16 protein-coding genes are annotated in these 25,954 nt (G+C 45.7%); 12 read left to right on the top strand and 4 right to left on the bottom strand.

The window, feature by feature from the left end:
* Window positions 1-510: 510 nt before the first annotated feature.
* The 10 genes from gltB (NL626_RS19460) to NL626_RS19415 all read left to right on the top strand — a co-directional run bounded on the left by gltB (NL626_RS19460) (window position 511) and on the right by NL626_RS19415 (window position 17,613).
* Entirely contained in the window at window positions 511-5,061 is a 4,551-nt protein-coding gene (gene gltB, locus NL626_RS19460; protein ID WP_213968475.1) for a glutamate synthase large subunit, read from the top strand.
* Entirely contained in the window at window positions 5,061-6,530 is a 1,470-nt protein-coding gene (locus NL626_RS19455; RefSeq protein ID WP_025768420.1) for a glutamate synthase subunit beta, read from the top strand. The genes gltB (NL626_RS19460) and NL626_RS19455 overlap by 1 nt, the downstream gene beginning before the upstream one ends.
* A 448-nt stretch (window positions 6,531-6,978) precedes the next feature.
* Window positions 6,979-11,442 (top strand): glutamate synthase large subunit, encoded by a 4,464-nt coding sequence (gltB, locus tag NL626_RS19450; RefSeq protein WP_213968476.1) that lies wholly within the window; start codon window positions 6,979-6,981, stop codon window positions 11,440-11,442.
* Window positions 11,443-11,462: 20 nt separating this feature from the next.
* Window positions 11,463-12,875 carry an FAD-dependent oxidoreductase gene (locus NL626_RS19445; protein WP_005381833.1) on the top strand — a complete coding sequence of 471 codons (1,413 nt, stop codon included), beginning with the start codon at window positions 11,463-11,465 and terminating at the stop codon, window positions 12,873-12,875.
* A 91-nt stretch (window positions 12,876-12,966) separates the two neighbouring features.
* Window positions 12,967-13,395, top strand: a complete 429-nt coding sequence (locus NL626_RS19440) for a DUF1499 domain-containing protein (protein WP_025768418.1) — start codon at window positions 12,967-12,969, stop codon at window positions 13,393-13,395.
* A 63-nt stretch (window positions 13,396-13,458) separates the two neighbouring features.
* Complete coding sequence (gene mtnN, locus NL626_RS19435) at window positions 13,459-14,154, top strand: 5'-methylthioadenosine/S-adenosylhomocysteine nucleosidase (protein WP_005381837.1); 696 nt, start codon at window positions 13,459-13,461, stop codon at window positions 14,152-14,154.
* Window positions 14,155-14,165: 11 nt separating this feature from the next.
* Window positions 14,166-15,119 (top strand): cobalamin biosynthesis family protein, encoded by a 954-nt coding sequence (locus tag NL626_RS19430; RefSeq protein ID WP_167415015.1) that lies wholly within the window; start codon window positions 14,166-14,168, stop codon window positions 15,117-15,119.
* On the top strand, window positions 15,119-15,940 hold the full coding sequence (btuF, locus tag NL626_RS19425) for a vitamin B12 ABC transporter substrate-binding protein BtuF (RefSeq protein WP_017633625.1): 822 nt from the start codon (window positions 15,119-15,121) through the stop codon (window positions 15,938-15,940). The genes NL626_RS19430 and btuF overlap by 1 nt, the downstream gene beginning before the upstream one ends.
* A gap of 69 nt (window positions 15,941-16,009) precedes the next feature.
* Window positions 16,010-16,630, top strand: a complete 621-nt coding sequence (locus tag NL626_RS19420) for a TRIC cation channel family protein (protein ID WP_005387377.1) — start codon at window positions 16,010-16,012, stop codon at window positions 16,628-16,630.
* A gap of 128 nt (window positions 16,631-16,758) precedes the next feature.
* The gene (locus NL626_RS19415) at window positions 16,759-17,613 is read left to right on the top strand and encodes a LysR family transcriptional regulator (protein ID WP_064353625.1); all 855 of its coding nucleotides are present in this window, start codon (window positions 16,759-16,761) and stop codon (window positions 17,611-17,613) included.
* Here the strand turns inward: NL626_RS19415 and NL626_RS19410 are convergent.
* Window positions 17,555-18,334 (bottom strand): TSUP family transporter, encoded by a 780-nt coding sequence (locus tag NL626_RS19410; protein WP_017821480.1) that lies wholly within the window; start codon window positions 18,332-18,334, stop codon window positions 17,555-17,557. The two genes, NL626_RS19415 and NL626_RS19410, sit on opposite strands and share 59 nt — an antisense overlap.
* A 304-nt stretch (window positions 18,335-18,638) precedes the next feature.
* On the opposite strand from NL626_RS19410, the gene NL626_RS19405 reads away from it, so the two are divergent.
* Window positions 18,639-19,508 carry a hypothetical protein gene (locus NL626_RS19405; protein WP_017633622.1) on the top strand — a complete coding sequence of 290 codons (870 nt, stop codon included), beginning with the start codon at window positions 18,639-18,641 and terminating at the stop codon, window positions 19,506-19,508.
* Entirely contained in the window at window positions 19,505-19,930 is a 426-nt protein-coding gene (locus tag NL626_RS19400) for a hypothetical protein (RefSeq protein ID WP_017633621.1), read from the top strand. The genes NL626_RS19405 and NL626_RS19400 overlap by 4 nt, the downstream gene beginning before the upstream one ends.
* Before the next feature lie 323 nt (window positions 19,931-20,253).
* Here the strand turns inward: NL626_RS19400 and carB are convergent, their stop codons facing one another.
* The 3 genes from carB to dapB form a co-directional block, all read right to left on the bottom strand.
* Window positions 20,254-23,487, bottom strand: coding sequence for a carbamoyl-phosphate synthase large subunit (gene carB, locus NL626_RS19395; protein ID WP_213912405.1), 3,234 nt, complete (start codon window positions 23,485-23,487; stop codon window positions 20,254-20,256).
* A gap of 16 nt (window positions 23,488-23,503) precedes the next feature.
* Window positions 23,504-24,643: a glutamine-hydrolyzing carbamoyl-phosphate synthase small subunit gene (gene carA, locus NL626_RS19390; RefSeq protein WP_017821483.1), complete on the bottom strand. Its 1,140-nt coding sequence runs from the start codon at window positions 24,641-24,643 to the stop codon at window positions 23,504-23,506.
* Between the two features lie 481 nt (window positions 24,644-25,124).
* A complete protein-coding gene (gene dapB, locus NL626_RS19385; RefSeq protein ID WP_053304339.1) occupies window positions 25,125-25,934 on the bottom strand; it encodes a 4-hydroxy-tetrahydrodipicolinate reductase in 810 nt (269 codons plus the stop codon).
* Window positions 25,935-25,954: the final 20 nt, after the last annotated feature.

Below are 25,954 nucleotides of genomic sequence, written 5' to 3'. Positions count from 1 at the left end.
TCTGTGTAAATAAATTACATCCCTGCAAGAAAAAACACACAATATTAATCAATTCAAACACCCATCATGCGGGTCAAAATCAATAAACTTGCATAATTAAAGACAAAAATCGTTCATGTTGCGTAAATGTTAAACTAAAAATGCATAATTAAACGAAAAAATTGGGTCACAACGCCGACTTTTTCATTGCATTCTGAAGTGACAAAATTGTAGGATACTTACACAACCCCGTTATTTTTGTGACTTTTATTACAAAGCACACTGCGGGATTTGTCGGTGTTATCCCACTCCTACCTATATAAATCACTGAATAGTGATAATAAATAAAGGGATACCACCAAGGATTGTTTTTCTCGCAAAACTTTTCCTGCGAGATACGGAAAGGAATCAAGACCGGTCAACCTAGATCGGTGGCGATAATAAATATAAAGGACAAGACGTAATCAATAGTCTAGGTAGTATTTGCTGCCCGGTACTTTTGCGTCGACATTGAACTGGAAGGATGTATCTATGGTAGATAGAGAGCAAAATCCACAGGGTCTGTACACTCCGGAACTGGAGCATGACGCTTGTGGTATCGGTTTTGTTGCTCACCTTAAAAACCGTAAATCTCATGAAGTAGTGACTCAAGCATTGGATATGCTGGCTCGCATGGAACACCGTGGTGGTCAAGGTTGTGACCCATGCAGCGGTGACGGTGCGGGTATCTTGCTACAAAAACCTCATGAATTCCTATTAGAAGAAGCCGTTAAGCTAGGCATTAAACTGCCTTCGTTTGAAAAGTATGGTGTTGGTGTCGTTCTTTTCCCGAAAGACGAATACAAACGCGAGCAATGCCGTGACATTCTAGAACGTAATGCACAACGTCTAGACCTTGAAGTTATCGGCTACCGCGTATTGCCAACCGATAACTCAATGATCGGTGCAGACCCACTAAGCACAGAACCTCAGTTTGAGCATGTGTTTATCTCTGGTGGCCCTGGCATCACACCTGAAGAGCTAGAGCGCAAACTGTACGTACTTCGTAACTACACTGTACGTGTTTGCCTAGAAAGCGTTTCGAACATTGGTGACGACTTCTACATTAACTCAATGTCTTACAAGACATTGGTGTACAAAGGTCAGTTAACGACCGAGCAAGTACCTCAGTACTTCCTTGATCTGCAAAACCCGACCATGGTGACTGCACTAGCACTGGTACACTCTCGCTTCTCTACCAATACCTTCCCGAAATGGCGTCTTGCACAGCCTTTCCGTTACATTGCCCACAACGGTGAAATCAATACAGTTCGCGGTAACTTGAACTGGATGAAAGCCCGTGAAGCAATTCTAGAATCAAACCTGTTTACTCAGGCTGAAATCGACATGCTTCTTCCAATCTGTCAGGAAGGCAGCTCAGATTCATCTAACTTTGACATGGCACTTGAGCTCCTAGTTCTTTCTGGTCGCAGCCTGCCACACGCATTGATGATGATGATCCCAGAAGCATGGCAAGAAAACAAAAACATGGATCCTAAACGTCGCGCGTTCTATCAGTACCACGCGAACATTATGGAACCATGGGATGGTCCAGCTTCAGTATGTTTTACTGATGGTGTTCAAGTTGGTGCGACACTAGACCGTAACGGTCTGCGCCCTTCTCGCTACACAGTGACCAAAGATAACTTCCTAGTGATGGCATCTGAATCTGGTGTTGTGGATATTGAACCAGAGAACGTAGAGTTCCGCGGTCGTCTACAGCCAGGTCGTATCTTCGTTGCAGACCTAGAGCAAGGTCGCATCATCTCTGATGAAGAAGTGAAAGACACCATCGCAACAGCGCAGCCTTACGAGAAGTGGGTAGAAGAAAACCTACTGAGCTTGAAGAAGCTGCCAGACGCGAGCAACCAGTTCAGCCAGCCTAAGCCAGAACACCTTCTACACCGCCAACAAGCGTTTGGCGTAAGCACTGAAGAAGTGAACGAAATCATCGTTCCAATGGCGAATGATGCGAAAGAGCCATTATCAGCAATGGGTGCCGACTGGCCTCTTGCGGTTCTATCTCATCAATCTCAGCATCTTTCAAACTACTTCAAGCAGCTGTTTGCACAGGTAACTAACCCACCGATCGACCCGATCCGTGAGCGTATGGTTATGTCGCTGAACACTTACTTGGGTAAAGACCAAAACCTTCTGACTGAAACACCACTTCACTGTCAGAAAGTCGAATTAGAATCGCCGGTTCTGGCGAACTCAGAGCTTGAAAAACTGCGTGCGATCGATAACGAGCACCTACAAGCGAAAACGTTGGATATCGTATTCCAAGCTAGTGAAGATCAAGGCAAACTTGAGCGTGCATTAAAACGTATCTGCCAATACGCAGAAGACGCGGTTATCGATGGTTATTCAATCATCCTACTCACTGACCGCGCAGTGAATTCAAACCACGCGGCGATCCCAGCAATGCTGGCAGTTGGCGCAGTACACCACCACTTGATCCGTAAAGGTCTACGTGCGAAGTGTGACATCGTGGTTGAAACTGGTGACGCGCGTGAAACGCACCACTTTGCAACGCTACTTGGTTACGGTGCGAATGCGGTTAACCCTTACCTAGTGATTGAAACCATCATTGAACTTCAACGTACGAAGAAGTTGGATCCAGAAGCGAACCCTCGCGATCTGTTCAACAACTACCGTAAAGCGATCAATGGCGGTCTTCTGAAGATCTTCTCGAAGATGGGCATCTCTACGCTACAGTCGTACCATGGTGCGCAAATCTTCGAAGCATTGGGTATCCACAAATCCGTGGTCGACAAATACTTCACAGGGACGGTTTCTCGTATCCAAGGTCTAACCCTTGATGATATCGCCAAAGAAGTACTTATCCGTCACCGCATCGGTTACCCACAACGCGAAATCCCAATTCAAATGCTGGATGTTGGTGGTGTTTACCAATGGAAACAGCGTGGTGAGAAGCACCTATTCAACCCAGAAACCATTTCTCTACTGCAAGAGTCTACGCGCAACAAGAACTACGATCAGTTCAAGCAATACGCGACTGCTGTAGATAAGCAAGGTGACAACGCGGTAACCCTGCGTAGCCAACTTGAGTTCATTAAGAACCCCGCTGGTTCTATCTCTATCGACGACGTCGAGCCAATTGAAAGCATCGTGAAACGCTTCGCGACAGGTGCAATGTCATTCGGTTCTATTTCTTACGAAGCACACTCCACACTGGCTGTTGCGATGAACCGTCTTGGCGCGAAATCGAACTCTGGTGAAGGTGGTGAAGACCCAATGCGTTTCGAGCGCAAAGAGAACGGCGATTGGGAACGCTCTGCAATCAAACAGGTGGCTTCAGGTCGTTTCGGCGTAACCTCTTACTACCTAACTAACGCTGAAGAGCTACAAATCAAGATGGCTCAAGGCGCGAAGCCAGGTGAAGGTGGTCAGCTACCAGGCGATAAAGTAGATGACTGGATCGGTGCTACACGTCACTCAACTCCAGGCGTTGGCCTTATCTCGCCACCGCCACACCACGATATCTACTCAATCGAGGATTTGGCTCAGCTTATCTATGACTTGAAGAACGCGAACCGCGCGGGCCGTGTAAACGTGAAGCTGGTATCGGAAGCTGGCGTAGGTACGATCGCTTCTGGTGTAGCGAAAGCGAAAGCGGACGTTGTACTTATCGCTGGTTTCGACGGTGGTACAGGTGCATCACCAATGTCTTCAATCCGTCATACCGGTCTTCCTTGGGAACTTGGCTTGGCAGAAACGCACCAAACGCTACTAAAGAACGGTCTACGTAACCGTATCGTGGTTCAAGCGGATGGTCAGATGAAGACACCTCGCGACCTTGCAGTGGCAACACTACTTGGTGCAGAAGAATGGGGCGTGGCAACCGCAGCATTGGTGGTTGAAGGTTGTATCATGATGCGTAAGTGTCATAAGAACACCTGTCCTGTTGGTATCGCGACTCAAAACAAAACACTTCGCGAGCGCTTTGATGGTCGCGTAGAAGACGTCGTAACCTTCTTCCAATACATGGCACAAGGTCTACGTGAAATCATGGCTGAACTTGGCTTCCGCACTATCGATGAAATGGTCGGTCAAGGTCAGAAGCTGAAGATTCGCCAAGACATTTCTCACTGGAAATACAAGAACCTAGATCTGTCTCCTGTTCTCCACGTTGAGCGACCACGTGAAGCTGATGGTGTATTCAACCAAGCTCAACAGAACCACAACCTAGAAGAAGTGCTAGACCGTAAGCTGATTCAAGCAGCTATCCCTGCACTAGAGAAAGGCGAAGCGGTGAATGCCGAGTTCCCTATCGTCAACACGGACCGCTCTGCAGGTACCATGTTGTCGAACGAAATCTCGAAAGTGTACAAAGATGCGGGTCTACCTCAGCCAATGAACGTGAAGTTCAAAGGTTCTGCGGGTCAGTCATTCGGTGCATTCCTAGCTAAGGGCGTGAAGTTCGAGGTGGAAGGCGACGCGAACGACTACTGGGGTAAAGGCTTATCTGGCGGTACCTTAATACTTTACCCAGATGCAAAATCAAGTATTGTCGCGGAAGACAACATCGTGGTTGGTAACGTGTGCTTCTACGGTGCAACTTCGGGTGAGTCTTTCATTCGTGGTATGGCTGGTGAACGTTTCTGTGTTCGTAACTCAGGCGCGAAAGTAGTAGTAGAAGGCGTCGGTGACCACGGTTGTGAATACATGACTGGCGGTGCAGCCATCATCCTTGGGTCAACAGGTCGTAACTTTGCCGCAGGTATGAGTGGTGGCGTGGCTTACGTATGGGATAAATCAGGTGACTTTGAGTCAAAACTGAACCCAGAGTTAGTAGACCTAGATCCAATCGAGAAAGAAGACAGAGATCTATTACTCGACATGCTAACTAAGCACGTTCAATTCACAGGAAGTGAAGTCGCGCAGTCTTTCCTAGACAATTTTGAAGCTAGCCTAGCCTCTATGGCTAAGGTAATGCCGCGTGATTACAAAGCGGTTCTTCAAAAACGCAAAGCTGAAGCACTGTCTCAAGGAAACGAAACTCAAGTGGAGGCCGTATAATGGGTAAGCCTACTGGATTTTTAGAGCATGGTCGTGAACTACCACAGAAGATTGACCCAGCTGAACGCATCAAGAACAACAAAGAGTTCGTTCTGAACGAGGAGTTTGGTGACAAGATCAATACTCAGGCTTCTCGTTGTATGGATTGTGGTGTGCCGTTTTGTCATAACGGCTGCCCTATCGGTAACATCATCCCAGAATTTAACGACGCGGTTTATCGTGATAGCTGGGAAGAAGCATGGAACATTCTAAGCTCAACCAATAACTTCCCAGAGTTCACTGGTCGTGTTTGCCCTGCTCCATGTGAAAGTGCTTGTGTACTTGGCATCAACCAAGACCCAATCACTATCTGTAATATCGAGAAAACCATCGTAGAAACGGCGTATCGTGAAGGGTACGCCAAACCAAAAACACCACGCTCTCGAACTGGCAAAACCGTTGCGATCATCGGTTCGGGCCCTGCTGGCCTTGCGGCTGCTGAGCAGTTAAACAGCGCTGGTCATACTGTGACGGTATTCGAGCGAGACGAGAAAGTGGGCGGTCTGCTACGTTTTGGTATCCCAGACTTTAAACTGAGCATGGAAGTCATTGATCGCAAGATCAATCTAATGGCAGAAGCTGGCATTGAGTTTAAAGTAAACCAACACGTCGGTGTTGATGTAAATGCTCAACAATTGCGTCAAGAGTTCGATGTGGTTCTACTAACCGGTGGCTCAACGGTTCCACGTGATTTGCCCGTTCCGGGTCGTGAACTAAAAGGCGTTCACTTCGCGATGGAATTCCTAGGTCAAAACAACCGTCGCGCCAATAACATGGACCTGAAAACGGAAGAAATTCACGCTGCGGGTAAACATGTTGTGGTTATCGGTGGTGGTGATACGGGTTCAGACTGTGTGGGAACATCAAACCGTCACGGCGCAGCAAGTGTAACTCAAGTGGAAATCATGCCGATTCCACCAGAGAAGCGCCCAGCCAATATGCCTTGGCCTCAATACCCAATGATCCTACGTACTTCGACCTCTCATGAAGAAGGTGTCGATCGTCACTGGAACATCCTGACCAAAGAGTTCATCGGAAATGACAAAGGTGAAGTCACAGGCCTTCGTCTTGCTGATATCGTTTGGCAAGATGCAAAACCAGGCGAGCGCCCAAGCTTCAAAGAAGTAGAAGGCAGCGAGCGTGTGATTCCATGTGATATGGCATTTCTAGCGATGGGCTTCCTACACCCTGAACCAACAGGCGTACTTGCTCAACTGGATATCGCACTAGACGATCGCGGTAACGTAGCAACTCAAGATTTTGCTACTAACCAAGAAGGCGTATTTGCTGCTGGTGATATGCGAACAGGCCAATCTTTGGTGGTTCGTTGTATCAATGAAGGCCGCGAATGTGCCCGTGCTATCGATGATTATCTAATGGGTGGCACAAACCTAGAAGCAAAAGCAGATTCACTGATGCTTTCTGCTTAACGAAGCAGTCATGCTTCTCTCTTTCAATTGCCTAATAGCCATCAGCAATATCGATGGCTATCGGTGAAGAAAGAAAACAATTCCTTCCAATCTTTCTATTTTGACCAGCATTTTATGCTGGTCTTTTTTATCTCCCACAGAATCAAATGTTACTTTTTTGTAACAATCAATTTTCTATCTATTTGAAATTATTAAACTATTTTAGCTTATTAAATGGTAAATCGTATATTCACGTGATGATCCACTAATAACTTGACCTTTTTTACAATAAGCTATAGCTTGTGAAGTTGATGAAAATAAAACACTCAAAAAATGTTAAATATTTCACAACTTTTACTGAATAATTATACATAAAGCTATAAAGATGACGCATAGTTAGTCATCGATATCAACGTAAGCAGTGTTGATATATCTGTCGGGATGACGGATAAGCAAAGGGAGAATTGCAATGGCTCTTTATGATCCAAGTCTTGAGAAAGACAACTGTGGATTTGGCTTGATCGCGCATATGGAAGGCGAACAAAGCCACAAGCTGGTACGTACAGCAATTTCTGCACTTGACCGCATGACTCACCGTGGTGGTATCGCCGCCGATGGTAAAACTGGTGATGGTTGTGGTCTTCTATTACAAAAGCCCGATTCCTATTTACGTCTTATTGCCGAAGAAAATGGTTTCAACCTTGGCAAGCAATACGCCGTAGGGATGATTTTCTTCAACCAAGATCCAGTCAAAGCTCAACTCGCTAAAGACATCGTCAACAAAGAACTGGCGCAAGAGACGCTAACTGTGGCTGGTTGGCGTGAAGTACCAACTAATTCAGAAGTACTCGGTCCAATTGCGGCCAACTCGCTTCCAAATATTCAGCAAGTCTTTGTCTCTGCACCGGCAGGTTGGCGCGAACGCGACATTGAACGTCGTCTCTACATCGCACGCCGTCGCATCGAGAAACAAATCACCGAAGATCCGGATTTCTACATCTGTAGCTTGTCGACTCAAGTTTTGGTGTACAAAGGCCTATGCATGCCTGCAGACTTACCGCGCTTTTATCTTGATCTAGCCGATCTACGTATGGAATCTGCTATCTGTCTGTTCCACCAGCGTTTCTCTACCAACACTCAACCGCGTTGGCCATTAGCTCAACCGTTCCGCTACCTTGCTCATAATGGTGAGATCAATACCATTGAAGGTAACCGACAATGGGCACGCGCTCGTGCTTATAAGTTCTCGTCACCACTGCTGCCTGACCTACAAACTGCAGCACCGTTTGTGAACGAGACAGGATCAGACTCGTCTAGCTTAGATAATATGCTAGATCTCTTTTTAGCTGGCGGCATGGATATCTTCCGTGCCATGCGTATGCTTGTGCCGCCAGCATGGCAAAACCACCCTGACATGGATCCGGATTTGCGTGCGTTTTACGATTTCAACTCCAAACACATGGAACCATGGGATGGTCCAGCAGGTATCGTACTGTCCGATGGTCGTTATGCTGCTTGTAACCTAGACCGAAACGGTCTGCGTCCAGCTCGTTATGTAATTACCAAAGACAAGTTGATCACTCTGGCATCTGAGGTAGGGATTTGGAATTACGCCCCAGATGAAGTTGCCAAAAAAGGTCGTGTAGGTCCGGGGGAATTGCTCGTCATCGACACTCGTAAAGGTAAGCTTTGGCAGTCTAGCGAGATCGATAATGACCTGAAATCTCGTCACCCTTATCGCGAATGGATGGAGAACAACGTTCGCAAACTAACACCGTTCTCTCAGCTGCCTGAAGATCAAGTAGGTGAGCGTAGCTTTGATGAAGACTTGCTTAAGACTTATCAAAAGCAGTTTGCCATGAGCAATGAAGAAGTCGATCAAGTATTGCGTGTCCTCGGTGATATGGGGCAAGAAGCCGTCGGTTCGATGGGTGATGACACCCCGATGGCGGTTCTTTCTTCGAAAGAGCGCTTGGTGACTGATTACTTCCGTCAGAAGTTTGCGCAGGTCACCAACCCACCAATCGATCCGCTGCGTGAGAAACACGTCATGTCGCTGGCGACCAGCATCGGCCAGGAGATGAACGTCTTCTGTGAAACCGATGGCCACGCGCATCGTGTAACCTTTGATTCTCCAGTACTGCTCTATTCAGACATGCAGCAACTACTAGAGCTGAGTGACGATCATTACCGTAATACCATTCTCGATATCAACTACGATCCACAACAGAAAGATCTCAAACAAGCCATTGATGATCTGTGTGAGCAAGCAGAACAAGTGGTGCGTGAAGGCACGGTTCTAGTCGTGCTTTCAGATCGCGCTTTATTCAAAGGCAAGCTGCCAATTCCTGCAGCAATGGCGGTCGGTGCGGTTCAAACTCGCTTGATCGATGCCAACTTACGTTGTGATGCCAACATTGTTGTTGAGACCGCAACAGCTCGTGACCCACACCAATTTGCTGTCTTGCTTGGCTTTGGTGCTACTGCGGTTTACCCATACCTTGCTTATGAAGCGTTAGGTAAACTGATTGATGATAAAGCACTAGAGAAAGACTACCGCGATGTGATGCAAAACTACCAATACGGCATCAACAAAGGCCTGTACAAGATCATGTCGAAAATGGGGATCTCAACCATCGCCTCTTACCGCTGCTCACAACTGTTTGAAGCAGTTGGCTTGAGCCAAGATGTGGTCGATCTGTGTTTTAAAGGCGTCACAACTCGAATTGAAGGCGCGAATTTTGACGACTTCCAGCAAGATCTTACAAACTTATCTCGTAAAGCATGGGCGAAACGTAAAGCCATCGAGCATGGTGGTTTATTGAAATATGTCCACGGTGGTGAATATCACGCCTACAATCCAGACGTGGTTGGCACACTGCAAACTGCGGTGAAATCAGGCGAAAGCAACGATTATCAGAGCTTTGCTAAACAGGTGAACCAACGTCCTGTTGCCATGCTGCGTGACTTAATGGCGCTGAAAAAATCAGACTCACCGCTACCTTTAGAGCAAATTGAGCCTAGCACTGAGCTCTTCAAACGCTTTGACTCAGCCGCGATGTCCATTGGCGCACTTAGCCCAGAAGCGCACGAAGCACTTGCAACAGCGATGAACCGTCTTGGTGGTTACTCCAACTCGGGTGAAGGCGGTGAAGATCCACGTCGCTTCGGTACAGAGCGTAACTCGCGTATCAAACAGATTGCTTCGGGTCGATTTGGTGTTACGCCTCACTACCTAACCAATGCAGACGTGCTGCAGATCAAGGTCGCACAGGGTGCGAAGCCGGGCGAAGGTGGTCAGTTACCGGGACACAAAGTTACCGCAGAAATCGCGAAACTGCGTTATTCGGTACAGGGAGTGACTCTGATTTCCCCTCCTCCACACCACGATATTTATTCGATTGAAGACTTAGCCCAGCTGATCTTCGACCTTAAACAAGTCAACCCAAATGCGCTGGTTTCGGTGAAATTAGTATCTGAGCCTGGTGTCGGCACCATCGCAACAGGTGTCGCGAAGGCCTACGCTGATCTCATTACCATCTCGGGTTACGACGGCGGTACCGCAGCAAGCCCATTAACCTCAGTGAAATACGCAGGTAGCCCTTGGGAATTGGGACTGGCAGAAACCCAACAAGCACTGGTTGCCAATGGTCTACGTCATAAGATTCGCCTGCAAGTAGATGGCGGTCTAAAGACTGGCCTAGATGTGGTGAAAGCGGCGATTCTCGGTGCAGAAAGCTTCGGTTTTGGTACTGCGCCAATGGTCGCTATGGGTTGTAAGTTCCTACGAATTTGTCACCTCAACAACTGTGCAACTGGGGTTGCGACTCAAGACGAGACACTGCGTAAAGAATACTTCAAAGGTCTACCAGAAATGGTGATGAATTACTTCATCGGCTTGGCAGACGAAGTGCGCGGATTACTCGCCGAACTTGGCGTTGAAAAGCTGACGGACTTGATTGGTCGTACCGATTTACTTGAGGCAGTAGAGGGATTTACAGCGAAACAGACCAAGCTGGATCTATCCAATATTCTAGAAGCTCCAGTATCACCTGAGGGCCATCCGCTATTTTGGACAGAGCCAAACAAACCGTTTGATAAAGCTGAGCTCAACCAAAAGATCGTTGATGATGCAATGCATGCGGTCGAAAACAGTCAATCGGCAAGTTTCTTCTACAATGTCATCAACACTGATCGATCTGTTGGTGCACGCTTATCTGGCGAAATAGCAAAACGCTATGGCAACCAAGGGTTAGCGGCTTCCCCTATCAAAATCTATCTTGACGGCACCGCAGGTCAGTCCTTTGGTGTTTGGAACGCAGGTGGTGTAGAGCTTTACCTCACGGGCGATGCGAACGACTACGTGGGCAAAGGCATGGCGGGTGGTAAAGTGGTTATCAAACCTCACCTTGGCACTGCATTTAAGTGTAATGAAGCAACCATCATTGGTAACACCTGTCTGTACGGCGCGACCGGCGGTAAACTATTTGCAGCCGGTAAAGCAGGTGAGCGTTTCGGCGTACGAAACTCAGGTACGATAGCCGTCATTGAAGGTGCTGGCGATAACGCTTGTGAGTACATGACTGGCGGTATTGTTGCCATTCTTGGTGCGACAGGTGTGAACTTTGGCGCGGGTATGACTGGAGGCTTTGCCTATGTTCTGGATGAGAACCAAAGCTTTGAAGGTCGAGTTAATACTGAGTCTGTCGAAGCCATCTCATTGTCCGATCTTTACATCCACCAAGAACATTTGCGTGGCCTAATTGCGGAACACCTTGAAGAAACAGGGTCGAGTCATGCTGAAAATATTTTGGCGAACTTTGATGAATGGATTCCAAAGTTTTATTTGGTGAAACCACAAGCGGCAGATCTTCGCACGCTACTTGGTCACCAGAGCCGCAGTGCCGCAGAGCTGCGTGTTCAAGCACAGTAATCATGGAGGATGTTTGAATCATGAGCCAGAACGTTTATCAATTTATCGATGTGCAGCGTGTAGATCCTGCGAAAAAGCCTATAAAAGTTCGTAAGATCGAGTTCGTTGAAATCTATGAACCGTTCACTAAACAACAGGCGACTGCACAAGCGGATCGCTGCTTAGATTGTGGCAACCCATATTGTGAATGGAAATGCCCAGTCCACAACTACATCCCTCAATGGTTAAAACTTGCCAATGAAGGTCGTATTCTTGAAGCGGTTGAACTATCGCATCAAACCAATAGCCTACCGGAAGTATGTGGGCGCGTTTGTCCTCAAGACCGCCTATGTGAAGGTTCATGCACGCTTAATGATGACTTTGGTGCCGTCACCATCGGTAACATAGAAAAGTACATTACCGACAAAGCGTTTGAAATGGGCTGGAAACCAGATATGTCCAAGGTGGAGTGGACCGATAAAAAGGTTGCAATCATTGGAGCTGGCCCAGCTGGCTTGGCTGCAGCGGATATCCTAGTGCGCAATGGCGTTAAGCCAGTCGTGTTTGACCGCTACCCTGAAATTGGAGGCCTTCTGACCTTCGGTATTCCTTCCTTCAAGCTTGAAAAAGGCGTGATGGAAAACCGCCGCCGTGTGTTCACTGAAATGGGCGTCGAGTTCCGCATGAACATGGAAGTAGGCAAAGATGTCCAAATGCAAGAGCTGCTTGATGAATACGATGCTGTTTTCTTGGGCGTTGGCACCTATAAATACATGCGTGCAGGTCTAGATAATGAAGATGCGCCGGGTGTGTATGACGCGCTGCCATTTTTAGTTTCGAACACCTACAAAGTCATGGATCTTGAGAGTAACCAACCCTTTATCGATATGGCAGGAAAGAAAGTCGTCGTACTGGGTGGTGGTGATACAGCAATGGACTGCGTTCGTACCTCAATTCGCCAAGGTGCCTCCAACGTAGTTTGTGCTTATCGTCGTGATGAGGCCAACATGCCAGGCTCTCGTCGCGAGGTAAAAAACGCAAAGGAAGAAGGCGTGAAGTTCATGTTCAACCTTCAGCCTTTGGGAGTGGAAGTGGATGCGTCAGGCAAAGTATCGGGGGTCAAAGTGGTGAAAACCGCACTTGGTGAACCTGATGAAGCAGGTCGCCGACGTCCAGAGCCCGTTGAAGGCAGCGAGCACGTTCTACCAGCAGACGTTGTTATCATGGCGTTTGGTTTCCAGCCGCACAAAATGGACTGGTTAGCACCGTTTGATGTCGATTTGGATCAATGGGGTCGTATCAAAGCCCCTGCTAAGCAAGAGTTCCAATTCCAGACCAGCAACGAAAAGATCTTCGCGGGTGGCGATGCGGTACGAGGTTCTGATCTTGTTGTAACCGCTATTGATGAAGGACGAAAAGCGGCAGAAGGCATTCTCGATTACCTCGAAGTTTAATCTCAGCTAACCTCACAAAAAGGGTCCTGTTATTGGATCCTTTTTCTTTTGTATCCATATAATTAGAAACAAAATTATAAGAGTAAATACAATGAAAAAAGCCGCTCTCCTTTCCATTACTTTGCTCGGCTTAACCGCTTGTAGCCAAGGAGTCACAACCATGACGGATCGTTCTCAATCACCTTGTGGTGACAAACCAAACTGCGTCTCCACCCAAGACACGCGAGAAAAATACAACCTAACGCCATTTATCTTAGTTGATTCAGCGAACATCGACGCTATTGAGCAAGTTGCGCTTGAACTGCCAGGCGCGAAAACCGCGGTGAAAGAAAGCAACTACCTTCGTATCGAGTGCACATCTAAAATCATGCGCTTCGTGGATGACCTCGAACTAAAAATAGCAGGAGACCAACTGATTGTGCGCTCGGAATCTCGTGTGGGCTACTCTGACTTTGGCGTAAACAGAAAGCGCGCCGATCAATTACGAGAAAAGCTCACTCAAGCGAAGCTCATCAAATAGAAAACTGCCAACGGGGAGTGCTATACTCTCGGCCAACTAAAATATTTACTTAAAGAGAGTGTTATGAAAGTTGGTATCATCGGTGCGATGGAACAAGAAGTGACCATCCTGAAGCAAGCAATTACAAACTGCAAAACTGTAAATAAAGCAGGTTGTACGTTTTTCTCTGGTCAAATTAACGATGTTGAAGTCGTCGTACTACAATCGGGCATCGGTAAAGTTGCAGCGGCAGTGGGCACGACAATCCTTCTTGATGAATACCAACCAGACGTTGTGATTAACACAGGCTCTGCTGGCGGTTTCGATTCAAGCTTAAACCTTGGCGATGTAGTTATCTCTACAGAAGTTCGTCATCACGATGCAGACGTAACCGCTTTTGGCTATGAAATTGGCCAAATGGCCGGTCAACCAGCTGCATTCAAAGCGGATGACAAGCTAATGGACTTAGCAGAAAAAGCCCTAGCACAAATGGAAAACACTCATGCGGTTCGCGGCCTAATTTGTACTGGCGATGCGTTTGTTTGTACCGCTGAGCGTCAAGAGTTTATTCGTAAACACTTCCCGTCAGTTATCGCTGTAGAAATGGAAGCATCTGCTATCGCTCAAACTTGTCACCAATTCAACACACCGTTTGTTGTTGTGCGTGCAATCTCTGATGTCGCTGATAAAGAATCACCAATGAGCTTTGATGAGTTCCTGCCTCTAGCAGCAAAAAGCTCTTCCGAAATGGTATTCAAAATGCTGGAACTCATTAAGTAAACGACTCATTCATGGAAGAAGTTTTTCAGTCATTTTATGCCAACGGTGCGCTCCTCATTATGTGGGGTGCACTGATCTTGCACCTTTTAGTGCCAATCCCCCATTCAGCGCACCCTATCACTTTATGGCGAAAGCTAGCAGAACAGCTAGCCAACAAAGTGAACAATAATCACAATTACTCACAGAGTGTAATCTCAGGCAGTCTTGCATTAGGCTTGATGCTGTTTCCTTGCTTGATATTACTGATTGCAGTAAAGCCATTTGTTTGGCAAATCCCTTTATATGAACTGGTTCTATTGATCCTTGCGCTAGACTGGCGCAACAGCGAAACGTTAACGAAACAGCTCGTCACAAGTATCTCTTCGGAAGACAAAGCCCAATGTCGAGCATTACTGCAACCATATCTTAATCGCGACACTGGTAACCTCTCGATCGTTGGCATAGGTAAAGCTGGCTCAGAAACCCTGATTATGGGATACAGCCGCAACGTGATCGGCGTGCTATTTTGGTACGCACTAACAGGTAGTATTGGTGCGTTAATGTATCGACTCACAACAGAATTAGCGCGAGTGTGGTCCCCTAGCCGACGCCAATATTTGCCCTTTGGTAAACCTGTGATTCAACTGGTTGCTACTCTGGATATTATTCCACTTCGTCTCTTTGCCATACTTTTAGCTGCCGGAAAGAATACAAGTAATGTGCTCTCTGGAATACAACAGCAAGCGAAGTCTTGGCCCTTACCAGGACCTAGCTGGGTGTTATGTACTATCGGACACAAACTACAACTGTCTTTATGCGGCCCTGCTATCTATCAAGGTGTGCGTGCAGAGCGCGCAAAAATCGGTGGGCGCATTGCGCCATCGGCTATTCACCTTTCACAAATACATACGCTGCTCGTTTGGCGCGTCCTGGCTTGGATCGCAATCCAAAGTTTGCTTTTAGGAATAATTTATCAAGGATTATGATGAATAAATTATGCTTCGCATTAACGCTGTTTGTTTCGACAGCGACCTTCGCTCAACCCGCTCAACGCATTATAAGTTTAGCTCCACATGCCACCGAAATTGCCTTTGCAGCAGGGCTAGGAGAGCAGCTTGTTGCTGTCAGCGAAATGAGCGATTATCCAGAACAGGCAAAGCAGCTAGAAAGAGTCTCAAATTATCAAGGAATTAAATTAGAGCGCATTATTGCTCTTCAGCCGGACTTAGTGATTGCTTGGCCAGCCGGAAACCCCGCTAAAGAGTTGGAGAAAATTAAACAGTTCGGTATTCCTATCTATTACTCCACTACAGGTTCATTAGAAGATATCGCCAATAATATCGAGCAACTCAGCCAATACAGCGAAACTCCACAAGTAGGAAAAAAGGCCGCTGAAGATTTTAGAACGCAGCTGAGTACACTAAAAGAACAGTACAACACGAACGAGAAAGTTAGTTACTTTTATCAGTTGAGTGAAAAGCCTATCATCACTGTCGCCGGAAAGAACTGGCCAAGTGAAGTCTTTACTTTTTGCGGTGGTGAGAACATTTTCGCCGCATCTAGCGCGCCTTATCCTCAAGTTAGCATCGAGCAAGTCATTACTCGCCAGCCAGAGGTTATTTTTACTTCTCGTCACGCAATGAGTAACGATGGTATGTGGGCTGAGTGGAGTAATGAGCTTCTTGCTCTTAAAAACAAACACATCTGGTCCCTAAACTCTGATTGGATTAACCGTCCGACACCACGCACATTGAACGCGATCAAGGAAGTGTGTGAGCACTTTAAAAGCGTTCGTCAAAAACGCTAACGATTTCGTGGCAAATACCGTACAATTTCCGCCCATTTTTTCTCACACTATTTAAAGGTACTAAGTAACATGGACTCCATGCTGCTTTATATGATCGATTTGTTCGGTACCGCTGTTTTCGCTATCTCTGGCGTATTACTGGCGGGCCGTTTAAAAATGGATCCATTCGGCGTTATCGTGCTCGGCAGTGTGACTGCTATAGGTGGCGGAACAATCCGAGACATGGCGCTTGGTGCCACTCCCGTATTTTGGATAACAGATACGACTTACTTATGGGTGATATTTGTTACGTGTCTACTAACCATGCTTGTTATTCGAAGACCCAAGCGACTCTCATGGTGGGTATTACCCGTTTGTGATGCCATCGGTCTCGCTGTATTTGTAGGAATAGGAGTAGAAAAGGCACTCGCCTACAATGCATCTGGGATGGTCGCGGTGATAATGGGGGTTATTACTGGCTGTGGCGGTGGCATTATACGAGACGTGCTGGCTCGCGAAGTTCCTATGGTATTAAGAAGTGAAGTCTATGCTACGGCATGTATTATTGGCGGCATCTTCCATACGATGGCGGTAAACATGGGTTATGACCACTCAACGGCTTTACTCGCTGGTGTAATCTCAACGCTCATTATACGTCTCGGTGCGATTCGTTGGCATCTATCCCTGCCAACTTTCGCCATTAACCGTTAAACACCAACAACATCACTCATTATGGAGTCGACCAAGTGTCGGCTCCTCTCATTTATGCTCATTTGATTCGCCAATTCTTGGGCAATTCGCTAAATTATCTCAACCATTCCTAACTTTCATTAATCATTATGTTGCTTGAAGGTATTGAAACGTTACTTGTCCTCAGTAAAGAAAAAACCATGAGCCGCACAGGCAGTCAACTCTATATTAGTCAATCTGCCGTGAGTAAACGTATTTCAAATCTAGAGAAGAAGTTAGGAAAAAAATTGATAGAGCCAAATGGTCGGCACATAAAGCTGACCTCCGATGGCCTTGCCCTCATAAACACAATAGAACCCACGTTCAATGAGTTAAGAGGAAAAATCCACGATCAACAACAAATAGAAGATACTTCTTTAATCAAAATGGACTGCTCTGAAACCTTAGTGGCGGGATACCTCAGCATGATCATGGCAGAACACTTTGCCCATGATCAGTACATACGAATATCGACCAATCATACGCCACGCATTATTGAGAATGTGAAATCAGGCAAAGCAACATTGGGATTTTGCGCTGGCTATCTACCACCTCATCATGGATTAATGAGCCTTCACCTCGCCGATGAACCTTTCTCAATTGTCAGTCGACATTCACTTTCACAACTACCTAAAGCTATTTTGACCAATGACCTAACTAACCCTGCCAACACATATCAACAAGCTATTTTATCCAAACACGGAATCGAACCTTTGATGGAAATGGATTCGTATACTGCGGCAGCACAACTGGCTTTGGGAGGTATGGCTCCCGCTTTAATCCCTAAATCTATCCTAACGACACTTAATATCACATCTAAGTTCTGCTATGACTTTGAAGAGCTAGATCAGTTAGTTCGACCAATACATATCTGCTTACGTCACAGCACATATCGTAGCGAACGAGTTAAAGCACTGACAGAATCCATTGCTGATGTTGTTGCCAAAGAAGTTTCGTTGCCATAAGCATCGACATCACTATAACTAGAGGACGAATCCATTTTTGTCCTTTACTTACCACGACCTTCGCTCCTAACTGAGCACCAAGAAAACCGCCAACAGCCATGGTTAAGCCAAGCTTCCACACGGGCAACCCAGCTAAGATAAAAAAGAGTAGTGCCGCAATGTTTGACGTGAAATTGAGGATTTTGGTTCTAGCTGTGGCTTCGACCAAAGAAAAGTGACCTAGTGCAACAAAACAAACAGTAAAAATAGATCCAGTCCCAGGGCCAAAAAAGCCATCATAGAAACCGATCCCGCCACCAATGCATAGCGCAAACATCGCTTCAGATAACTTTGGTTCTCCATCGATTTTTCGCGTACTTGGCGCGAGTAAAAAATAGAGGGAAATGGCTATCAAAAGAACAGGGATCAAACTGGTGAGTACGCTAGCATCAATAAACTGCACAGCCTCGGCACCGATTGCAGCGCCTATAAAAGTGCAGAGTATCGCAAAACGCATTTCCTTTAAGCTAACAATACCGTTACGCACGAAATACCAGCTAGCAGAGAAACTGCCAAACGAACTTTGTAACTTATTGGTTGCTAGAGCTTGAGTCGGACTCAACCCCGCAGCCAAAAGCGCAGGGAGCGTAATGAGCCCTCCCCCACCAGCCATCGCATCAATAAAGCCTGCGGCAGTCGCAACCAAAAATAAGGCCAACAAAATCTCAACCGTGATTTCCACTACACTTCCTTTTTGAAGAGGTATCAAAGAGGAAGAAACGGTAGCACTTATTCACAAAACTACCAATGGAAAGTCAAGACACCAATCTATTCCTAATTTTCATAGAATTAATGCTTAAACTTGACTCCAAACTTTTATATAAAATTTAGTTGTCAGAAAGAATTGAATCACTGTCACAAATCTATTCCTGATAATGAGATCAAACGCTTACCTTTAAATATAAAACTAGACGAGTATGAAAGATCTGTTCAGCATGTAGAGTTTACATTGTCAGCGCTCAAGGCCCGATATCTGAGGAAAATACATGACTAGCAACTACCCTTTATCACGACATCAATCCTCAAAAAATAGTGGTAGTATAAGCACCTACCCTCTTTATAAATCAAATCATCAACATCGAAATCAAGAAACCATTATCTTATCTATCGAGAGCTTCGATATCGTTGTCAAGAACAATGTAAAAGATAAAGCGAAATTAGAACGTTGGGAAAAGATAAAGGGAATGTTTGAAAATACAGCAAACTATTATGCTACAGGACAGGACTTAGTTTTTATAACCAACTTATCAAACTATTTGTACGGAAATAATAGCTCTGTTATCGTTAAAAATTATTCTGGAGCTCCACATATCATACTCACAGGCTCCCCTGCTATGCACTCAAAGCTTTCTGGATTAGGAAAATTTCTTCCCACTCCAACTGTGGCAAAGTTCGCTGTTGGACCAGAAGGGGCATTACAATCCATTAGAAGTGGGGGCATAATAACAATTATCTTAATATCCACATACAGAGTGATTGACTTTTTCCTCAATGACCGTCAAACCTTAGCCAAACTATTTGGTACTTTAGCTAGTGATATAATCACTATCGGGTTATCGTCAGCTGCAGCAGCTATATTTGTAAACTTTGCCGCAGCAGTGGGTGGCAGTGTTGTAACTTTAAGTGCTGGCCCATTATTAGGGGCTATTCTGATAAGCTCGGCTGTAGGTCTTTTATTGAATAGAGAAAATGATAAACGAGGTTTAACACAGAAGTTAATAGCCTCTATAGATATTTACTTAAAGCAAAGAGATATAGAAGCAAAGAGAAGAGCAAAAGAAGAATATAATGAGATTCAACGTAAAACTCAAAGTATGATTTTCTCGCAAGAAATACAGCGAGGTTTGTTACGATGAAAAAAGGGAGTTACGACCGAACGCAAGTGTTTTTTTATTTAATAATTTTATTAGCATCAGCAATATCACTGTTAATATATGGTTTTGATGGATTGTCAGACTTTTATCTTAACATCTATAATAATGAAAGTTATTCATCTTTTGATCAGGCTGATATTTTGATTATAGGCTCTAGTTTGATCTTATTTGAATGCTCTAGAATGTCCGTAAAAACATTAAAATCAAATAATTTCCTAACTAAAAGTGAGTTTAAAAGCTCTAGTAAGATATTCCTAACTATATCGGTAACTAGTTTTTTTCTTCTTTATCCCTCGCTACTAGCAGCAGATGTTTTTGCAAAAAGTAACGGATACTCTCTTGATACTGAAGAATCAACTTATAACTTAGTCTTAGAAAAAAGAACCTATCGAAGCACTCCATAGTTAGTATGTTTTTAAGCTCGACACTGCTTATTTTAACTTTTTCTAATTACCTATCTGCTTAAAGAGTTATGGTCGGCTTAATACCTCAGTCCTACAGCATTAATTTTGTTGTAGCAAGTGGTAGTACTATTTCTTCCTCTTTGGGCACATTGCTTGCCATCATTAGCTTGATGATCTTCAAAAGCGAAGCATACCAATCGTTCCTAGCACACTTTAATGCTCTTCATTTTAGAAAAACCTCGATATAAAAAAGCCCGCTCAAATGAGCGGGCAATGAGGTTGTCATGTAAGCCCTGATTAATGAGCTTACTGATTTTTATCTGTTACGCGTCTAGACTCGCTTTCACTTTAGCGTGTAACTCTTGAACCGAAGTTACTGACGCTTTTGCGTCTGCAGTATGAGACATACATGTAGCGAACGCTGCATTCAGTGTCGTTGTGTAGTTCACTTTTTCTGCCAGTGCACCACGGCGTAGAACTTTCGAATCTTCAATCGCTTGACGACCAGCAGCCGTGTTTACGATGTAGGTGTATTCGTTGTTCTTGATGCGGTCAAGAATGTGTGGACGACCTTCGTGTACTTTGTTTACCAAACGTGGGTTAATACCCGCTTCGCCCAGAATTACAGCAGTACCGTGTGTCGCATCCAACTGGTAACCCAGTTTCACTAACTTAGAAGCTAGGTCAACAACACGCTCTTTATCACCTTCACGTACAGACAGTAGCGCACGACCACCTTCAGGATAAACCGCACCACAACCTAGCTCTGCTTTCGCGTAAGCTTCTGCGAACGTTGCACCCACACCCATTACTTCACCTGTTGAACGCATTTCAGGGCCCAATAGAGGGTCAACACCAGGGAATTTGTTGAACGGCAGAACCACTTCTTTCACTGAGTAGTAAGGAGGGATAATCTCTTTAGTAAAGCCTTGTGACTCTAGAGATTGACCCGCCATTACACGTGCAGCGATTTTCGCTAGAGGAGCGCCTGTCGCTTTCGATACGAATGGTACCGTACGAGCAGCACGAGGGTTCACTTCAATTAGATAAACGTCGTTATCTTTCACAGCAAACTGCGTGTTCATCAAACCGCGCACACCGAGTTCGAATGCTAACTTCTCAACTTGCTCACGCATCTTGTCTTGAATTTCCTGACTTAGCGTGTATGCAGGCAGTGAACATGCAGAGTCACCAGAGTGAACACCCGCTTGTTCGATGTGCTCCATGATACCGCCGATAACGACGCGTTCACCGTCACAGATAGCATCAATATCAACTTCGGTTGCATCATCCAAGAAACGGTCTAGCAGAACTGGAGACTCGTTCGATACGCTTACTGCTTCGTTGAAGTAGCGACGCAGGTCTTGCTCGTCGTATACGATTTCCATCGCACGACCACCGAGTACATAAGATGGACGAACAACTAATGGGAAGCCAATTTCTTTCGATTTCTCAACCGCTTGCTCCATCGTTGTTACTGTCGCGTTTTCTGGCTGAAGTAGACCTAAACGGTCAACAGCGGCTTGGAAGCGTTCACGGTCTTCCGCACGGTCGATAGCATCTGGGCTAGTACCAATGATTGGCACACCAGCCGCTTCTAGAGCACGAGCCAGTTTAAGTGGCGTTTGACCACCGTACTGAACAATCACACCTTTTGGTTTTTCAACGCGAGCGATAGACAGTACATCTTCCAGAGTTACTGGCTCGAAGTACAGACGATCAGACGTATCGTAGTCAGTAGATACCGTTTCTGGGTTACAGTTAACCATAATGGTTTCGTAACCGTCTTCACGCAGCGCAAGTGATGCATGAACACAACAGTAATCGAATTCGATACCTTGGCCGATACGGTTTGGACCGCCACCAAGAACCATGATCTTATCTTTGTCTGTTGGGTTTGCTTCACATTCTTCATCGTAAGATGAGTACATGTAAGCCGTGTCAGAAGAAAACTCTGCTGCACATGTATCCACACGTTTGTAAACCGGATGAATATCAAACTGCTCACGAGCACGGCGAATTTCACTTTCAGCGACACCAAGCAATTTAGACAAGCGAGCATCAGAGAAGCCTTTGCGTTTCATCTGACGAAGCACTTCTTTGGTCAAACCTGCGTAGCCGCCAGCCTTGACTTTCTCTTCGAGTTTTACAATTTCTTCGATTTGAACTAGGAACCAGCGGTCGATTTGAGTCAAGTTGAACACACCGTCGACTGACATACCCGCTCGGAATGCATCGGCGATGTACCAGATACGCTCTGCACCTGCTTCTTTAAGTTCGTGACGAATCTTAGTCAGTGCATCTGGCGCTTCCAGATCGACCATCTCATCAAAACCAGTTGCGCCAACTTCTAGGCCACGCAGTGCTTTGTGAAGAGATTCTTGTTGGTTACGACCAATCGCCATTACCTCACCAACCGATTTCATCTGAGTTGTCAGACGATCGTTTGCACCAGCAAATTTCTCGAAGTTAAAGCGAGGGATCTTAGTTACGACGTAGTCGATAGTTGGTTCAAATGACGCAGGTGTTGCACCACCTGTGATGTCGTTTTGTAGTTCGTCTAGCGTAAAGCCAACAGCCAGTTTCGCGGCAATTTTCGCGATTGGGAAGCCTGTTGCTTTTGATGCTAGCGCAGAAGAGCGAGATACACGCGGGTTCATCTCGATGATGACCATACGACCATCTTTCGGGTTGATACCAAACTGTACGTTTGAACCACCTGTTTCAACACCAATCTCACGTAGAACGGCTAGCGATGCATTACGCATAAGCTGGTATTCTTTGTCAGTCAGTGTTTGTGCTGGAGCAACCGTGATTGAGTCACCCGTGTGGATGCCCATTGGGTCAAAGTTCTCGATTGAACATACGATGATACAGTTGTCCGCTTTGTCACGAACGACTTCCATTTCGTACTCTTTCCAACCGATGAGTGACTCATCGATAAGAAGTTCGTTGGTCGGAGATAAGTCCAGACCGCGACGACAGATTTCTTCGAACTCTTCTTTGTTGTACGCGATACCACCACCAGTGCCACCCATGGTGAACGATGGACGAATGATACAAGGGAAGCCAACCATATCTAAAACTTTGTAAGCTTCTTCCATGCTCTTCGCTGTATCTGCGCGAGGACACTCAAGGCCGATAGACTTCATCGCTTTATCAAAACGAGAACGGTCTTCCGCTTTGTCGATTGCATCAGCCGTTGCACCAATCATCTCTACGCCAAACTCTGCGAGAACGCCGTGCTTCTCTAAATCTAACGCACAGTTAAGTGCTGTCTGACCACCCATAGTTGGCAGAACTGCATCAGGACGTTCTTTCTCGATGATCTTGCGTACAACTTCCCACTGAATCGGCTCGATGTAAGTCGCATCTGCCATCTCTGGGTCAGTCATAATCGTTGCTGGGTTAGAGTTAACCAGGATAACTCGGTAGCCTTCTTCGCGAAGAGCTTTACACGCTTGTGCGCCAGAGTAGTCAAACTCACATGCCTGACCGATAACAATCGGACCAGCACCAAGAATTAGAATACTTTGAATGTCAGTACGTTTTGGCATTATCTACTACTCCGAATTAAGCGCTGTGTTTTTTGATTAGTTCGATAAAGTGGTCAAATAGCGGTGCCGCGTCATGTGGACCAGGGCTCGCTTCTGGGTGACCTTGGAAGCTAAATGCTGGCTTGTCTGTGCGGTGGATACCTTGCAAAGAGCCATCAAATAGCGATACGTGAGTAGCACGTAAGTTTTCCGGTAATGTTGCTTCATCTGCCGCAAAGCCGTGGTTTTGCGAAGTGATCATCACAACGTTACGCTCTAAATCTTTTACTGGGTGGTTTGCACCGTGGTGACCAAACTTCATTTTCACCGTTTGCGCACCTGATGCTAGCGCCAGAATTTGGTGACCTAGACAAATACCAAAAATTGGCAGGCCTTTTTCTAGGAACACTTTGGTTGCTTCAATCGCGTAAGTACATGGTTCTGGGTCACCAGGGCCGTTTGATAAGAATACGCCATCTGGATTTAGTGCCAGAACTTCTTCCGCTGACGTTTCTGCAGGTACAACCGTTAAGCGGCAGCCACGGTCAACCAACATTCGTAAGATGTTGCGTTTTGCGCCGAAGTCGTAAGCGACAACGTGGTATGGCAGCTCGCTGTCATCTTTCGCCTCTGGAAGTCCACCTTCAAGCGTCCACGAACCTTGCTTCCATTGATACGCTTCTTTTGTTGTAACTTCTTTCGCAAGGTCCATTCCTTTTAAGCCTGGGAATTCTTTTGCTTTCGCTAGTGCCAAAGCTTCGTCTAGGTTGTTGCCCGCAACAATACAGCCGTTTTGAGCACCTTTTTCACGCAGGATACGAGTGAGCTTACGAGTATCGATATCAGCGATGCCAACGATATTTTGAGACTTAAGATAATCAGAGAGGGATTGTTCGTTACGGAAGTTAGAAGCGATTAGAGGAAGATCGCGAATCACAAGGCCTTGTGCATGAATGGAAGAGGATTCTTCATCTTCGGAAGTGGTTCCGGTATTGCCAATGTGAGGATAAGTGAGAGTGACGATTTGCTGAGAATAGGAAGGATCAGTGAGGATTTCTTGATACCCCGTCATCGAGGTATTAAAAACGACTTCACCAACGGAAAGACCATCTGCCCCTATGGACACTCCGCGGAACACTGTCCCATCTTCTAGGACCAACAGTGCTAATTTACCCAAGACAACCTCCAGAATAAAAATGCAAAAAAAATAAATCAAACTGCAAACATGCCTTCCTTTACCTATAAAATCTACATAAATAGGTATTTCAGACAAATTGGCGGTATTCTAAAGTTGGACTCGAAACCTGTCAACCTACAATCAAAAATAAATGATTAATTTCTAGCGAGTAAGGTCATTTTGAATCAGTAAGGCCCAAAAAGATAACTTTTACATGCTATTACATAGAGAGGCATAGAGGTTTAATGAATTTTACAAATTTGAACTTTTTAGAGATCACAAAAAAGTATGAGTTTTTCACGCAAACGTTCACTCGACAAAAAAGACATTAGTTTTTAGACATCAAAACCAAAAATATACACAAAACAACCAAAACAACAACAAAAGTAAGCACCAAAATACTTTCTGTTAGAATCATTTCATTTACAAATAATTCTATAGATATAAAAAAGCCGGCTACCGCCGGCGAATAATTATGTATTTAGAGTTCATTCAATCCCAAAACATCTGTCATGGTATAAAAGCCCGCTGGTTTGGCACTCAACCAAACAGCGGCCTTGACGGCGCCATTAGCAAACGTCATACGATCGGTCGCTTTGTGCGTTATCTCCACTCGTTCCCCGATATCAGCAAACATGGCTGTGTGCTCACCGACAATATCGCCAGCGCGAATTGTAGCAAAGCCGATCTCATCTTTAGTACGTTCACCTGTGATACCTTCTCGCGCATAGACAGCTACATCATTCAGCTTGTTGCCCATCGCACCAGCAATGGCTTCGCCCATCCCGATAGCGGTACCAGAAGGAGCATCAACTTTATGACGATGATGTGCTTCGACAATCTCAACATCACAGTAGCCGCCCATCACTTTGGCTGCTTTCTCAAGAAGCTTAAATACTAGGTTCACACCAACAGAGTAGTTCGGAGCCATGACAACAGGCACTTGCTTAGCGGCTTCGTCAATCAGTTCACGCTCTGCATCACTGAAACCAGTCGTCCCAATCACAATACTCTTTCCATGCTTCTTACACAGTTCAAGATTCGCCAACGTACTTACTGGGGCAGTAAAATCGATGATTACATCAAAATTATCGACGTCTTTAGCAAGATCATCCGTTAAGAACACATCGAATTTGCCTTCACCACAAAGTTCACCGATATCGACACCGACAAGTGAGGACTCAGGTCGTTCTGATCCCGCGCTCACTGTCGCCTCTGGATTAAGGTGTGAAGCTTTAACCAAATTACGGCCCATTCGGCCTGCTGCTCCTGCGATTGCAATACGAACCATTGCGCTTTCTCTCCTTCTCT

This window comes from Vibrio sp. Y58_MX_L22 (genome assembly GCF_024181865.1).
GTDB classification, from domain to species: Bacteria; Pseudomonadota; Gammaproteobacteria; order Enterobacterales; family Vibrionaceae; genus Vibrio; species Vibrio alginolyticus.
This window is presented reverse-complemented; position numbering and strand designations above follow the sequence as displayed.